This window comes from Acidovorax sp. NN32 (genome assembly GCF_057597245.1).
Window position 1 is genome coordinate 4,118,533 of sequence record NZ_CP199679.1, and the last position, 13,789, is coordinate 4,132,321.

The window sequence follows — 13,789 nt, forward strand, 5'->3', positions numbered from 1 at the left end:
CTGAGCCGCTGCGCGGCTTCCCCCGGAGGGGGACGCACCCAGTGGCCTGGCAAAGCCAGTTCCACGGGTGCGCTGGCGGACGGCGCGCCAGTAGCAGAGGCGGTGCGCGCTATTTTTCGCGCGGCGCCGAAGCCATCCACACTGGGTTCAGTTCAGCAACCCGCCATCGACTGCAGCGCCCGGGGCTGGGGCAGGTTCAGCACATTGCCCGTGCCGTGGATCAGGCCCAGCTCCCGCAGATGGCGCAGCACGCGCGAGAAGGTTTCGGGGGCGATGCCCAACTGCGCCGCAATCAGGCGCTTGCGCTGGTGCAGCGTGACCTGCATGGTGCCGCTGTGGTCAGGCTCGGCGTGGTTGAGCAACCACTGCGCGCAGCGCGATTCGGCATCCTGCGCGAGGCGGCTCACGGCCAGCTCGGACTGCTGGCGGTAGCCCTGCGCCATGTCAAGCAACAGGCCCCGCGCACCCGCCGGCATTTCTGCAAGGCTGCGGCGAAACTCCTCGATGGGCAGGCGGCGCACCTGCACACGGGTGTCGGCCACCATGTCCACCGGCAGCGGCATGCCCATCAGGGCCGACGCGGCATCGAGCCAGAACGGCCCTTCCACGGCCCCCAGCTGGTGGCGCAGGTAGCCATCGTCGAGCACACCGCGCAGCACGCGGCCACTTTCGAGGTGCAGCACAGACGTCAGCACCTCGTTGCGCCTGCGCAGCACTTCACCGGCGGCAATCACCTCGGTTTCGGCGGGCAGTGAGAAATAGGTAGAGGGCAGCATGGGACGGACTGTGCCGCGCCCCGGACCGCTGGGCATTGAGCAAGATCAAACCGAACCCTCGCGGCAGCCCTGCCGCTGCGCCAGGGTTGAGCCAACGCATGAACAACCTGCATGCCCCCCGAACGTCCACCCCAGGGAATGGCCTGTCACCTCACGGAAACAGTGTGTAACAAGGTTGTCACACCCGGCCGATATCGTGGGCACCTTGCTCAGAGCCCCCCATCTACCGTGACGCACAACCCCCTTTGGAGCCGACTGGAGGCGATGATGGCCTTGCTGTCCCCGGCTGCGCGCCATGGCAAGGGCCCTCTGGCACAACTCATGCGCGAAGGGGGCCTGCACTGCGTGTTCCAGCCCCTGGCCGACCTGCGCGAGGGCAGCGTGTATGCCCACGAAGCCCTGATCCGGGGCCCCGAGGGCACCCCTTTGCACACGCCCGATGCCTTGCTGGAGCTGGCGCGGCGCGAGCACATCCTTCAGGACTTCGAGCTGCTGTGCGTGTTCACCGCCTTGCAGCAGTGGGGCGTTCAGAAGGCGCCGGGCCGCCTGTTTGTGAACATCAGCGCCGACGCGCTGGTGCACGGGGTGGCCCTGGTGGGCGCGCCGATGCTGGGCGAGGCCGTGCGCAGCTTTGGCGTGAGCGCACGCCTTCTGGTGCTGGAAATCACCGAGCACGAGCGCGTGACCGACATGCCCCAGCTGCGCCAGGCCATCAAGGCGGTGCACGCCTGCGGCGCGCGGCTGGCGCTGGACGACTTTGGCGACGGCCGCTCCAGCCTGCGGCTGTGGTCCGAGGTGAAGCCCGACTTCGTGAAGATCGACAAGTACTTCATCCGCGACATCAGCAACCAGCCCGAGAACCTGCAGATGCTGCAGGCCATCAAGGGCATAGCCCATATGTTTGGCACCAAGCTGATTGCCGAAGGCATCGAGACACGCGACGACCTGCGCGCGCTGCGCGACCTGGACGTCCCTTACGGCCAGGGCTGGCTGCTGGGCCGCCCTGCCAAGGCCCCGCGTGAGGCCGTGGAGAGCCCGGCACAGGAAGTGATGCAGGACCGCCGCGTGGCCGTGCTGCCGCACCTGGGCCAGACCGCACGCCCCGGCATCCTGCGCAGCCTGCTGGTGGTGCAGGCGCCCACCGCCTCGCCCGCCACCAGCAACGATGCAGTGGCCGCCATGTTCCATGAGCGCACCGATTTGCACGCGCTGGCCGTGGTGGACGGCACGCGCCCCGTGGCGCTCATCAACCGCCAGCAGTTCATGAACCACTACGCCACGCTGTACTTTCGCGAGGTGCATGGCCGCAAATCGTGCCTGGCGTTTGCCAACCAGGCACCGCGCGTGGTCGAGCTGGACTGTGACGTGGACCAGCTCGTGGGCATCCTCACCTCACAGGACCAGCGGTATCTGAACGACGGCTACATCGTCACCGACAACGGCCGCTACCTGGGCCTTGGCACGGGCGACCAACTGGTGCGCGCTGTGACAGAAACCCGCATCGAAGCCGCGCGCCACGCCAACCCGCTGACCTTCTTGCCCGGCAACATCCCCATCAGCCTGCACATGCAGCGCCTGCTGGACCACCACACCGAGTTTGTGGCGTGTTATGCCGACCTGAACAACTTCAAGCCCTTCAACGACCACTACGGCTACTGGCGCGGCGACCAAATGATCCGACTGGTGGCCCGCCTGGCCACGGCGCACTGCGACGCGCGGCGCGACTTCGTGGGCCATGTGGGGGGCGATGATTTCATGCTGATCTTCCAGAGCAGCAACTGGCTGCAGCGCTGCAAGAACATCGTGGACGCCTTTGCCCGCGAAGCGCTCACGCTATTTGACGACGAGGCCCGGCGCGCCGGTGGCATCCAGGCCGAAGACCGGCATGGGGTGCCACGGTTCTTTCCGTGTACCACGCTGGCCATTGGTGCGGTGCGCATCACGCCCGGGCGTTTTCGGCATGCCGAGGAAGTGGCCAACCTGGCAGCCGTGGCCAAGCACGAGGCCAAGCAGGCAGCGACCGGGGTGGTGCTGCATGGCGGCTTCACCGAATCCAGCCTGGGGGCGCTGGCGGCTACGCGGGCGCTGCAGGATGTGCTGGCGGCATAGGGAGTGGAAGTGCCGCAGCGCGAGCGTTGGGCCTGTAGCGCGACTACACCGCAATGAGCATTCGTACGGCGCAGAGGCCCGCGCCCCCAGCGCAGCTTCCGTCGGCTACTGGGACTGGACGATCAAGAGGTAGGCTTGTCCGCTTGGAGCCCAGGCGCGCCTGTGAGCGCCACTCCCACACCCGATCATTCACCCTGTTCGCGGCTGAAATCTGAGTCTCGGTCACCCAGCCTTGCTGCGATGTCGCAGGCTATAGTTTGCTCGGCTGAGGCGTGCCGGGTTTCGCGGAATTTTTATACCTGGATATTTGCACAGCACAGCGACCGCAATCCCAGGCTGTAAGCCAATTTCAGGAGGAATCCGTGTCCAGAATATTTCGCAAGCGCAAGGTCCAGTGTATTTCGCAAGGTTTGCGGGATACATCACGTTAGGCAGCATGGATAAGCGCCTCGCTCTGCTCATTGAAGACTACCTCTCGTCAGTCGCGTCTGCTGTGCGGCTCCTTGAAGAAAACGGCATTGCTCGCCCGAAAAGCAATGATGCGTGGGCTTGTAATGAAGTCCCGCAAACAGGTGTCCTTGCGGGCGGAGTGAAGTACTTCAAACACGGCTATGGCTGTGCAGTACACCTCAAAGGTGGTTCGGTAGATTTTGATTTCGGTGCAAACGGCGAAACAAATGGGTTCGACACTTGGCGTCTATCGAACTTTGCCGATGAACGCCTCGCTCAATACGGGTTCAAGTCAGAGAAAGAACTTGAGGCTTGCTTCAAGGCAGAGGTCGAGGCTGGCTCAATCATCTATTCCGGCTACATCCTTCACTACCTTCGCGAAAATGCTGCCTAACCCGTCAATCGAGGCGACAAACACCGGCGTTCAACGTTTGCGCGCATTTGCCAAGGCCGTGCCGCCGGTGTTTGCGCCTCATCTCCAACGTTAGGTTCGCAAGTCATGCCTTGTCCCACGCCTGAAGAGATCAACATCCATGACTCTCTTGATGAGCGAGTCGCGCTAGAGATTTTCCAGGGAAAATCCCAAAGGGAGGCAATTGCGTTGTTCCATGAGAACGCGATGCTGTGCGCAGAGGCGCTGGTCCACATGGGGCCGCGCGCCCGACTCTACTATCTCGACGCATACTTACAGTACCTTGCGTCAGACGCATCGAGAGGCAATGAGTGGGCTTCATCAAGTCTGCCGCCCGTTGCACAAGCTGTCATCGAGTCCGGCCTCGCTAGTGCCCAGACTCAAGAGAAGCTTCTCGTAGCTCTTGAGCGGGTTCACTCCCAGTTTGCTAGCTATGTACCCGACAGAATGACTCAGCGCATCTACCATCAAGTTCCGGGTGAGGTTCGCAGAGTGATTGCCCTATTGCGTCCAGGAGTGCAAACCTAACTATGCGTTCAAGCGGACCGCGGGGAGAGACTTTCGTGTTTCCTGATGTTGTATCGGCCCGCGGCCGCTTAACGCAGCGTTAAGCGTCAGGACAATGGATAGTTCGATGAGCGCCACTTTGAGCAACAGCTCATCCCAACCCAAATTTGCACCGTTACGCCATGAATGAAGCCGAAGTAGCAGCTGGCCTTGCAAGCACACCGATGTACCGATACGCGCAACAGGTAGGCGATCAGCTCTTCGTCGCAGGCCAAGTGCCTCTGAATTCTTGCGGAGAACTGGTGGCACCCGATGACCCGGCTGCCCAAGCGACGCAGTGCCTACGGAATCTGGAGCTACTCCTGTCGGTGCATGGCTTCTCGATCACGGACATCCGGCAAATCGTGGTTTACGTCGTCGGAGATCGAATCCAACTCGAAAGCGCTTGGGCCGCCGTCACTGCATGGTTCGCTGAGGATGTTCCGCCAGCTACCCTGCTGGGTGTTGCCTGCTTTGGCTACGAAGGTCAACTCGTTGAAATCGATGCCCGAGTCATCAAGGCCTAACCACCCTACGCTCTGGGCGTCGCATAGCCCTCACATCGATTGGACTCGCTCCGGCAGGCTGCTCATGTCAAACCTTGAGCGTCAGCCTCCGTTTGCCGCCACCGCAGTTCCTGACCGAATCCTGCTGCCGCACGCTGCGCTTCGCAACCACCCAATTCTTACGCCCCAAACCTCATGCCCTGGCCTCCAGAATACCAACGAGCATCCGTCGATTTCGAGAAGTTCATGGTGGCAGCCCGCGATCAAGCCGGCCTGGCGACGACGAACATGGCCTGGAACATGGTCGAAGGCGTGCTCCATGTTTTCCGTCGCAGGCTTACTCTCGAGCAAGCGCTTCGTTTTGCAGATCAGTTGCCCCCTGCTGTAAGAGGTCTCTTCGTCGAAGGCTGGAGACCTGGCGATCACGTCGCCAGCGTCGGCACCCGGGCCGATTTGCTGGAAGAAGTCCGCTCGCTGCGCCGCGAACACAACTTCTCCCCTGACAACGCCATTGAGTCAGTTGGATTCGCGTTATTCGCTGTACTCCCTTCGGATACCTTCGCTCGTGCGTTAGAGGCACTGCCACCCGAACTGCGCGAGCTTTGGAGTGGAGTTGGCAAGCCCGCCTAACCCCTGCCAGGCTCGTCGTCGAGCGAGGCCTCGCCTCTGCATTGGTCGGACCAATCCCTGCGAAATCTCAAGGCCCCGTAGGCGCCCCCGCCTCAAACCAGCGCCCGATCAGCGCCCGCTCCGCGTCGGTGATCTGCGTGGCGTTGTTCATGGGCATGAGTTTTTGCACCACCACCTGCTGGTAGATGGCCTGGGCGTGTTGCTTGACGCTGTCGGGTGAATCGAGCCGCAGGTTCTTCATCTGCACCGCCTCGCCGTGGCACAGGTAGCAGCGTTGCTCCAGCACGGCTTGCACCGACTTGTAGTCATTTTGGCCGCTAGCGCTTGCTGCAATTGCGCTAGCAGCTCCTGAAACAGGAGCACCACTGACAGCAGCCATGGGCGCGGGGCGCATCCACACGATGGCGCCGACGATGACGGCCACGCCCACCAGCGCATAGGGCAGCGGGTTGCCGTTGCGGCCCAGCTTGTAGCCGTGGCGCATCACAAAGAACTGGCGGATGGCGGCGCCCGCAAACATCATCAGGATCAGCACCAGCCAGTTTTGCGGGTGGCTCCAGGTAAAGCTGTAGTGGTTGCTCAGCATGGCAAACAGCACCGGCAGCGTGAAGTAGGTGTTGTGCACGCTGCGCTGTTTGCCGCGCTTGCCGTGGATCGGGTCCACCGGTTCGCCCGCCTTGATCTGTGCGATCACGGTGCGCTGGCCGGGGATGATCCAAAAGAACACGTTGGCACTCATGGCCGTGGCGATCATCGCGCCCACCAGCAAGAAGGCTGCGCGGCCAGCAAACCAGTGGCAGGCCAGCCACGAGGCGATGCACACCAGCACGAAGACGAGCGCACCCACGATGGCGTCGCCGTTCTTCCTCTGGCCAAAGATGCGGCAGATCGCGTCGTACAGCAGCCAGAACACGACGAAGAACGCCAGCGCGACGACGATGGCCGTGGCAGGCGCCCAGTCCATCTTCGACTTGTCGATGAGGTAGGTGCTGGCGCTGTAGAGGTACGACACGGTGAACAGCGCAAAGCCGCTGATCCAGGTGCTGTAGCTTTCCCAGAAGAACCAGTGCAGGTGGCCGGGCAGCTTGGGCGGCGACACGGCGAACTTGACCGGGTGGTAGAAACCGCCGCCGTGCACGGCCCAGAGTTCGCCGCTCACGCCCTGTTTCTTGAGGTCGTCGTCCTCAGGCGGCGTGAGGCTGCTGTCGAGGAAGACGAAGTAGAACGACGAGCCAATCCAGGCGATGGCGGTGATGACGTGGACCCAGCGCAACAGCAGGTTGGCCCAGTCGAGAAAGTAGCTTTCCATATCTCAACCTTGATGGCGCGTCAGCGCCAAACAGCAAACCTGCTCACCACTGCGGGCGCTCTGAGCAGAAATTTTGGTCGCGCACCTTGGCGGGCAAACCCGCCGGGGCACCGCTGCGACCCGTAAACCGTCAACAAATCCGTTGAAAAGTGTATGCAGGAATTGTTCCCGACTCCAGCCCCAATCCGAGGCATGGAGGCCCGGAATTACCCTCAGCCCGCCCCCTTCAGCGTCTGCAGCAGCTGCGCAGCCACCGCGACGGCGATCACTTCGGGCTCCTTGCCCTCAATGCCGGGGATACCAATGGGGCAGGTGACCTGGGCCAGTTCGTCCTGTGCAAAGCCGCGCCCGTTCAGGCGATTGCGAAACGTCGCCCATTTGGTCTTGCTGCCTATGAGGCCGATGAAAGGCAGGTCGCCCTGTTCACGCTGGCGGCGCAGGCAGGCGGCCACCACGTCCAGGTCTTCGGCATGGCTAAAGCTCATGATCAGCACGCGGCTGCCCGGCGCCAGGCGGGGCACGGCCAGTTGCACGGGCTCGGAGTGTTCGCAGACCACGGCCTCGGGCGTGGGGCTAGGGAAGATGCCGTCGCGGCTGTCGACCCAGGTCAGCGCAAACGGCAGCGGCGCCAGCACCCGCGCCAGCGCGTGGCCCACATGGCCGCCACCGAACAATGCCACGGGGTGCTGGTGCGGCGACAGGCGCGCGCGCAGACCCGCAGCGGGGGCCAGGTCGGCAGCGGTCAGCACCTCAAAACCCAGGTACACCACGCCCCCGCAGCATTGCCCCAGCGCCGGGCCCAGTGCAAAACGCATGGGTGGCTGCCCCGGGGCCGGGCCGGGCACACCGCCCAGGCGGCGGCGCGCTTCGGCAATCGCCTGCAGCTCCAGATGGCCGCCGCCGATGGTGCCCACGATACGGTCTGCGAACACGGCCATCCACGCGCCGGGTTCACGCGGGGCCGAGCCTTCGGTAGACTCCACCCTTACCAGACAGGCGGGGGCGGCTGCAAGGCCGTCCAGCAACAAAAGTACATCAGTCAATCCAGATCCTTCACGCCACCAAGGGTCGCCCGCCCCACGGGGCATCGTTCAGTTCACAAAAGCCATCATGCCGCCCACCCCCACCGAGCGCTCCTCCAGCCACCGCAGCCACTGGCTGCTTGCCGGACTCATGGCCGCCGTTGCATCGCTGGTGGCGGCCTGTAAGTCGGCCCCCGAGCCACCAGCCCCGGCGCAGGACAGCACCATGCCCAGCCCGGACACCGCCAGCGTCAAGGGGCCTGTGCCCGCTGCCGCAGGCTCGGCCCGCGCGTCTGCCGCCAGCACGGCACGCGCCTACCGCGAAGACGCCGCCACCCACCTCTATGGACTGAACGCACAGCGTGTGTACAAGGGCAAGCTGCCGCCCATGCTGTATGCCATCGGCGTGCTGGAGGTGGATATCGACCGCGCCGGCAAGGTCACGCGCCTGCGCTGGATGCGTGCACCCAAACACGCCCCCGAGGTGGTGGCCGAAATCGAACGCACCGTGCGCGCCGCAGCCCCCTTCCCTGCGCCCACGCGCATGGGCAAGGTCACCTACACCGACACCTGGTTGTGGGACAAAAGCGGGCATTTCCAGCTCGATACGCTCACCGAAGGGCAGCATTAGGTACATCCCCCTGAGCGGCTACGCCGCTTCCCCCTTCTCTCGAAATCGCTCCGCGACTTCGGGAAAGGGGACGATGCCTTCGCTGCGGGGCGGCCCTTGCTTGGCATCCCTGGTCCGGGCAGCGCCAGTAAAGACGGCCACGCGATGCCACGCACCGCAGCAGTACCTCTCACGACCCACGGTAGGTCGAATAGCTCCATGGGCTGACCAGCAAGGGCACGTGGTAGTGCTGGTCGGCGCGCGCAATGCCGAAGTCCAGGCTCACCTGGTTCAGAAAATTGGGTTCGGGCAACTCCACACCCCGGGCCTTGAAGTATCCCGCCACATCAAACCGCAGCCGGTAGGTGCCGGTGCGCAGGCTGGCGTTGTCAAACAGCGGGGCATCGGTGCGACCATCGTGGTTCAGCACCAGGCGCTTGATGAGGGTGGCGTTGTCGCCGTCGGTGGAGTACAGGGCCACCTCCATGCCAGCGGCGGGGCAGCCGTTCATGGTGTCCAGAACGTGGGTGCTCAATCCCATAGGGAATCTCCTGAAGTGGGGACCACGGCCCGTCAGCGAAGGCTGCCGGATTGCAGTGTGTAGACCAAAAGTGTATACACTTTTCACCATCCACCGTATCATGCCGCCATGGAATCCTCATCCACCAGCGCCATTGTTGACGCTCTGACCCGCGCCATCGTAGAGCACCGCCTGCAGCCAGGCACCAAATTGGCCGAGCAGAAACTGGCCGACCACTTCGGCGTGTCGCGCACGCTGGTGCGCCAAGCGCTGTTCCAGCTCGCACAGAACCGCCTCGTCACGCTGGAGCCTGCGCGCGGTGCGTTCGTGTCCACCCCTTCGGTGGAAGAAGCGCGCCAGGTGTTTGCCGTGCGCCGCATGCTGGAGACCGAGATGACCCGCGCATTCGTGCAGAGCGTAACCCCCGCCAAGATCAAGGCGCTGCGCACCCATGTGGCCAGCGAGAAGGCCGCCATGGACACCGCCGACGCCAGCAGCCGCACCGAGTTGCTGGGCGACTTCCATGTGCGCATGGCCGAGCTGATGGGCAACGAGGTGCTGGCACAGATGCTGGGCGACCTGATCTCGCGCTGCGCGCTCATCACGCTGATGTACCAGTCGGCCAGCGCCGCAGAACACTCGCACGAGGAGCACGCCGACATCGTGACAGCCCTGGCCGCGCGTGACGAAGAACGCGCCGTCGCCCTGATGCAAAGCCACCTCGAACATGTCGAAGCCAGCCTGACCTTTGACCGCAAGCGCCCGGCCAGCGACCTGGCCGCCGCCCTGGCCCCCATCACTGCCTGACCTTCCGAAGTTTTCCGCATTCCCATGATCTACGACTCCACCCAAGCCTACCCCCGCGACCTCATCGGCTACGGCAAGACTCCGCCCCACGCGCAGTGGCCGGGCGGTGCGCGCATTGCCGTGCAGTTTGTGCTGAACTACGAGGAAGGCGGCGAAAACGCCGTGCTGCATGGCGATGCAGGCAGCGAGCAGTTCCTCTCCGAAATGTTCAACCCCGCCAGCTACCCCGAGCGGCACATGAGCATGGAGGGCATCTACGAATACGGCTCGCGCGCCGGCGTGTGGCGCATCCTGCGCGAGTTTGAAAAACGCAATCTGCCGCTCACGGTGTTTGGCGTGTCCACTGCTCTGCAGCGCCACCCCGAGCTCACAGCCGCCTTGGTGGAGCTGGGCCACGAGATCGCCTGCCACGGCCTCAAGTGGATTCACTACCAACACATCCCTGAAGAGGTGGAACGCGCCCACATGCAAGAGGCCATGGACATCCTCCAACGCATGACGGGCGCGCGCCCCCTGGGCTGGTACACCGGCCGCGACAGCCCCAACACCCGCCGCCTGGTGGCCGACTTTGGCGGCTTTGAATATGACAGCGACTACTACGGCGATGACCTGCCCTTCTGGATGAAGGTGCGCAAAACCGATGGCAGCACGGCACCGCAGCTCATCGTGCCCTACACGCTGGACTGCAACGACATGCGCTTTGCCCTGCCACAGGGTTACTCGCACGCCGACCCGTTCTTTCAGTACATGAAGGACACCTTCGACGCACTGTATGCCGAGGGCGACCCCGACGGTGACAACGCCCCCAAGATGATGAGCATCGGCATGCATTGCCGCCTGTTGGGCCGCCCCGGCCGCATCACGGCATTGCAGCGTTTTCTGGACCACATCGCACAGCATGACAAGGTGTGGGTGGCGCGGCGCATCGACATTGCGCGCCACTGGGCGCAGCATCATCCCGCGCCAACCGTGTGAGCCACATTGATGAACCAAATTGGCCTCCAGCGCTTATCCGATAAGCGCTAGCAGTTCACTTTTTTGAAGCACCCACCATGCCACTGACCCTGGAACAACTCAATGCCGCCAGCCCCGCCGAGGCCTTGGCGCTGCTGGACGGGCTGTACGAACACTCGCCCTGGATTGCCGAGCAGGCCCTGGCGCAGCGGCCCTTCCGAACGCTGGCGCACCTGAAGCACGCGCTGGCGCAGGTGGTGCGCACCGCCGAGCTGGACGCCCAGCTGGGCCTGATCCGCGCCCACCCCGAGCTGGCGGGCAAAGCCATGGTGGCGAAAAACCTCACGGCCGAATCCACCAACGAGCAAAGCACGGCGGGCCTGACCCAATGCACGCCCGAGGAGTTCGAGCGTATCCAGCAACTCAACGCGGCCTACAACGAGCGCTTCGGCTTCCCGTTCATCCTGGCCGTGCGCGGGCCGCGCGGCACGGGCCTGCCCAAGCGGGAGATCATCGACACCTTTGCGCGGCGCCTGGACAACCACCCCGAGTTCGAACTGGCCGAGGCCCTGCGCAACATCCACCGCATTGCCGAGATTCGCCTGAACGACAAGTTCGCCGCAGAGCCCGTGCTGGGCAACGACGTGTGGGACTGGCAGGAAAAACTGGCAGAACACTCCGACCCCGGCTTTGCCGAAAAAGGCCAGCTCACCGTCACCTACCTCACCGACGCACACCGCGCCTGCGCACAGCGCATCAGCCACTGGATGCGCGACTGCGGCTTTGACGAGGTGGAGATCGACGCCGTGGGCAACGTGGTGGGCCGCTACCACCCGGCGGCCACAGGCGCACGCTACCTCATGACCGGCAGCCACTACGACACCGTGCGCAACGGCGGCAAATACGACGGCCGCCTGGGCATCTTCGTGCCCATGGCCTGCGTGCGCGAGTTGCACCGCTCCGGCAAGCGTCTGCCTTTCGGCATCGAGGTGGTGGGCTTTGCCGAAGAGGAAGGCCAGCGCTACAAGGCCACCTTCCTGGGCTCGGGCGCTCTCATCGGCGACTTCAACCCCGCCTGGCTCGACCAGAAGGACGTGGACGGCATAACCATGCGCGCGGCCATGCAGCACGCGGGACTGTGCATCGACGACATTCCCAAGCTGCAGCGCGACCCTGCGCAGTACCTGGGTTTCATCGAGGTGCACATCGAGCAGGGCCCGGTGCTCAACGAGCTGGACCTGCCCCTGGGCGTGGTCACCTCCATCAACGGCAGTGTGCGTTTTCTGTGCGAGATGATCGGCACCGCCAGCCACGCGGGCACCACCCCCATGGACCGCCGCCGCGACGCGGCCGTGGCCGTGGCCGAGCTGGCGCTGTATGTGGAGCAGCGCGCCGCGCAAGATGGCGACTCGGTGGGCACCATCGGCCAGCTGCAGGTGCCCGCTGGCTCCATCAACGTGGTGCCGGGGCGTTGCCTGTTTTCACTGGATCTGCGCGCCCCCACCGATGCCCAGCGCGATGCGCTGGTGAGCGATGTGAAAGAGCAGCTCGCCCACATCGCGGCCCGGCGTGGCCTGCGCTACACCCTGGAAGAATCCATGCGCGCCGCCGCCGCGCCCAGTGCGCCCGCCTGGCAGCACCAGTGGGAGCGCGCCGTGGACACTCTGGGCGTGCCCGTGTTCCGCATGCCCAGCGGCGCGGGGCACGACGCGATGAAGCTGCACGAAATCATGCCCCAGGCCATGCTCTTTGTGCGCGGCCAGAACTCCGGCATCAGCCACAACCCGCTCGAATCCACCACCAACAACGACATGCAGCTGGCCGTGGACGCCTTCACCCAGGTGCTGCGCCAACTTGCCGAGGAACCACAATCATGACAACGAACAACAACTACGCCGCGCTGGACGCCTGGATCGACCAGCACTTCGACGAGGAAGTGCGCTTTCTGCAGGCCCTGGTGCGCGTGCCCACCGACACACCGCCCGGCAACAACGCACCCCACGCCGAACGCACGGCCGAGCTGCTCAAGGAGTTTGGCTACGAGGCCGAAAAACACGCGGTGCCCGCTTCCGATGTGCTGGCCTACGGCATGGAGTCCATCACCAACCTCATCGTGCGCCGCAAGTACGGTGCGCAGGGCGACGGCGGCAAAACCATTGCCCTGAACGCCCACGGCGACGTGGTGCCCCCCGGCGAAGGCTGGACGCACGACCCCTATGGCGCCGAGATCGTGGATGGCGCCATGTATGGCCGCGCCACTGCCGTGAGCAAGAGCGACTTTGCATCGTTCACCTTCGCCGTGCGCGCACTGGAAGCCGTGGCCAAGCCCACGAAAGGCGCGGTCGAGCTGCACTTCACCTACGACGAAGAATTTGGCGGCGAGCTGGGCCCCGGATGGCTGCTTCAAAAGGGGCTGACGAAGCCCGATCTGATGATTGCCGCAGGCTTCAGCTACGAAGTGGTCACCGCCCACAACGGCTGCCTGCAAATGGAAGTGACCGTACACGGCAAGATGGCCCACGCCGCCGTGCCGCACACTGGCGTGGACGCGCTGCAGGGCGCGGTGCACATCCTGAACGCGCTGTACGCGCAGAACGACGAATACAAGAAGGTCACGTCCAACGTCACGGGCATCAAGCACCCCTACCTGAACGTGGGCCGCATAGAAGGCGGCACCAACACCAATGTGGTGCCCGGCAAGGTGATGTTCAAGCTCGACCGCCGCATGATCCCTGAAGAGAACCCGGTGGAAGTCGAAGCCGCCATCCGCCGCATCATTGAGCAGGCTGCGGGCGAACGCGCTGGCATCAGCGTGGAGATCAAGCGCCTGCTGCTGGCCAACGCCATGACCCCGCTGGCGGGCAATGCACCGCTGGTCGAGGCGATCCAGAAACACGCCCAGGCCGTGCTGGGCGAGCCCGTGCCCGCCGTGGGCACGCCGCTGTACACCGACGTGCGCCTGTATGTGGAGCGCGGCATCCCCGGCGTGATCTACGGGGCCGGGCCACGTACGGTACTCGAATCCCACGCCAAGCGCGCCGACGAGCGACTGCAGCTGGAAGACCTGCGCCGTGCGACCAAGGTGATTGCGCGGGCGCTGTGCGATCTCCTGGCGTGAACTGTCAGGCAGAATCTGGG

13 protein-coding genes are annotated in these 13,789 nt (G+C 64.3%); 9 read left to right on the forward strand and 4 right to left on the reverse strand.

Translation table 11 applies throughout. From position 1 onward, the window contains the following. Window positions 1-152: 152 nt before the first annotated feature. A complete protein-coding gene (locus tag ACT89O_RS18940; protein ID WP_121420894.1) occupies window positions 153-776 on the reverse strand; it encodes a Crp/Fnr family transcriptional regulator in 624 nt (207 codons plus the stop codon). Window positions 777-1,040: 264 nt separating this feature from the next. On the opposite strand from ACT89O_RS18940, the gene ACT89O_RS18945 reads away from it, so the two are divergent. From ACT89O_RS18945 to ACT89O_RS18960, 4 genes are all read left to right on the forward strand, one after another. Next, window positions 1,041-2,885, forward strand: a complete 1,845-nt coding sequence (locus ACT89O_RS18945; RefSeq protein ID WP_487262884.1) for an EAL domain-containing protein — start codon at window positions 1,041-1,043, stop codon at window positions 2,883-2,885. Between the two features lie 436 nt (window positions 2,886-3,321). After that, on the forward strand, window positions 3,322-3,729 hold the full coding sequence (locus tag ACT89O_RS18950) for a DUF6896 domain-containing protein (RefSeq protein ID WP_487260858.1): 408 nt from the start codon (window positions 3,322-3,324) through the stop codon (window positions 3,727-3,729). A 707-nt stretch (window positions 3,730-4,436) separates the two neighbouring features. Further along, window positions 4,437-4,820: a RidA family protein gene (locus tag ACT89O_RS18955; RefSeq protein WP_487260859.1), complete on the forward strand. Its 384-nt coding sequence runs from the start codon at window positions 4,437-4,439 to the stop codon at window positions 4,818-4,820. Window positions 4,821-4,994: 174 nt separating this feature from the next. Continuing rightward, window positions 4,995-5,429 carry a DUF2267 domain-containing protein gene (locus ACT89O_RS18960; protein WP_487260860.1) on the forward strand — a complete coding sequence of 145 codons (435 nt, stop codon included), beginning with the start codon at window positions 4,995-4,997 and terminating at the stop codon, window positions 5,427-5,429. Between the two features lie 67 nt (window positions 5,430-5,496). On the opposite strand, the gene ACT89O_RS18965 is transcribed toward ACT89O_RS18960, so the two are convergent. Both ACT89O_RS18965 and xdhC read right to left on the reverse strand, forming a co-directional pair. Then, window positions 5,497-6,738 carry a urate hydroxylase PuuD gene (locus ACT89O_RS18965; RefSeq protein ID WP_487260861.1) on the reverse strand — a complete coding sequence of 414 codons (1,242 nt, stop codon included), beginning with the start codon at window positions 6,736-6,738 and terminating at the stop codon, window positions 5,497-5,499. Between the two features lie 212 nt (window positions 6,739-6,950). Beyond that, window positions 6,951-7,781, reverse strand: coding sequence for a xanthine dehydrogenase accessory protein XdhC (gene xdhC, locus ACT89O_RS18970; RefSeq protein WP_487260862.1), 831 nt, complete (start codon window positions 7,779-7,781; stop codon window positions 6,951-6,953). Between the two features lie 67 nt (window positions 7,782-7,848). Between xdhC and ACT89O_RS18975 the strand changes: the two genes are divergently transcribed. Then, window positions 7,849-8,391, forward strand: coding sequence for an energy transducer TonB (locus tag ACT89O_RS18975; RefSeq protein ID WP_121505624.1), 543 nt, complete (start codon window positions 7,849-7,851; stop codon window positions 8,389-8,391). Between the two features lie 169 nt (window positions 8,392-8,560). On the opposite strand, the gene uraH is transcribed toward ACT89O_RS18975, so the two are convergent. Then, a complete protein-coding gene (uraH, locus tag ACT89O_RS18980; RefSeq protein WP_487260863.1) occupies window positions 8,561-8,911 on the reverse strand; it encodes a hydroxyisourate hydrolase in 351 nt (116 codons plus the stop codon). 108 nt (window positions 8,912-9,019) lie between these two features. Between uraH and ACT89O_RS18985 the strand changes: the two genes are divergently transcribed. From ACT89O_RS18985 to ACT89O_RS19000, 4 genes are all read left to right on the forward strand, one after another. After that, the gene (locus tag ACT89O_RS18985) at window positions 9,020-9,697 is read left to right on the forward strand and encodes a GntR family transcriptional regulator (protein WP_055394876.1); all 678 of its coding nucleotides are present in this window, start codon (window positions 9,020-9,022) and stop codon (window positions 9,695-9,697) included. A gap of 24 nt (window positions 9,698-9,721) precedes the next feature. Beyond that, on the forward strand, window positions 9,722-10,672 hold the full coding sequence (puuE, locus tag ACT89O_RS18990; protein WP_426304915.1) for an allantoinase PuuE: 951 nt from the start codon (window positions 9,722-9,724) through the stop codon (window positions 10,670-10,672). 77 nt (window positions 10,673-10,749) lie between these two features. Next, the gene (uraD, locus tag ACT89O_RS18995) at window positions 10,750-12,528 is read left to right on the forward strand and encodes a 2-oxo-4-hydroxy-4-carboxy-5-ureidoimidazoline decarboxylase (RefSeq protein WP_487260864.1); all 1,779 of its coding nucleotides are present in this window, start codon (window positions 10,750-10,752) and stop codon (window positions 12,526-12,528) included. Beyond that, window positions 12,525-13,769 carry a M20 family metallopeptidase gene (locus tag ACT89O_RS19000; protein ID WP_487256319.1) on the forward strand — a complete coding sequence of 415 codons (1,245 nt, stop codon included), beginning with the start codon at window positions 12,525-12,527 and terminating at the stop codon, window positions 13,767-13,769. Before uraD ends, ACT89O_RS19000 begins: the two co-directional genes overlap by 4 nt. The last annotated feature ends 20 nt before the right edge of the window (window positions 13,770-13,789 follow it).

Coding starts and splice junctions, on each gene's coding strand:
- ACT89O_RS18940 (WP_121420894.1), bottom strand. CDS start 776: ATGCTGCCCTCTACCTATTTCTCACTGCCCGCCGAAACCGAGGTGATT.
- ACT89O_RS18945 (WP_487262884.1), top strand. CDS start 1,041: ATGATGGCCTTGCTGTCCCCGGCTGCGCGCCATGGCAAGGGCCCTCTG.
- ACT89O_RS18950 (WP_487260858.1), top strand. CDS start 3,322: ATGGATAAGCGCCTCGCTCTGCTCATTGAAGACTACCTCTCGTCAGTC.
- ACT89O_RS18955 (WP_487260859.1), top strand. CDS start 4,437: ATGAATGAAGCCGAAGTAGCAGCTGGCCTTGCAAGCACACCGATGTAC.
- ACT89O_RS18960 (WP_487260860.1), top strand. CDS start 4,995: ATGCCCTGGCCTCCAGAATACCAACGAGCATCCGTCGATTTCGAGAAG.
- ACT89O_RS18965 (WP_487260861.1), bottom strand. CDS start 6,738: ATGGAAAGCTACTTTCTCGACTGGGCCAACCTGCTGTTGCGCTGGGTC.
- ACT89O_RS18975 (WP_121505624.1), top strand. CDS start 7,849: ATGCCGCCCACCCCCACCGAGCGCTCCTCCAGCCACCGCAGCCACTGG.
- uraH (WP_487260863.1), bottom strand. CDS start 8,911: ATGGGATTGAGCACCCACGTTCTGGACACCATGAACGGCTGCCCCGCC.
- ACT89O_RS18985 (WP_055394876.1), top strand. CDS start 9,020: ATGGAATCCTCATCCACCAGCGCCATTGTTGACGCTCTGACCCGCGCC.
- puuE (WP_426304915.1), top strand. CDS start 9,722: ATGATCTACGACTCCACCCAAGCCTACCCCCGCGACCTCATCGGCTAC.
- uraD (WP_487260864.1), top strand. CDS start 10,750: ATGCCACTGACCCTGGAACAACTCAATGCCGCCAGCCCCGCCGAGGCC.
- ACT89O_RS19000 (WP_487256319.1), top strand. CDS start 12,525: ATGACAACGAACAACAACTACGCCGCGCTGGACGCCTGGATCGACCAG.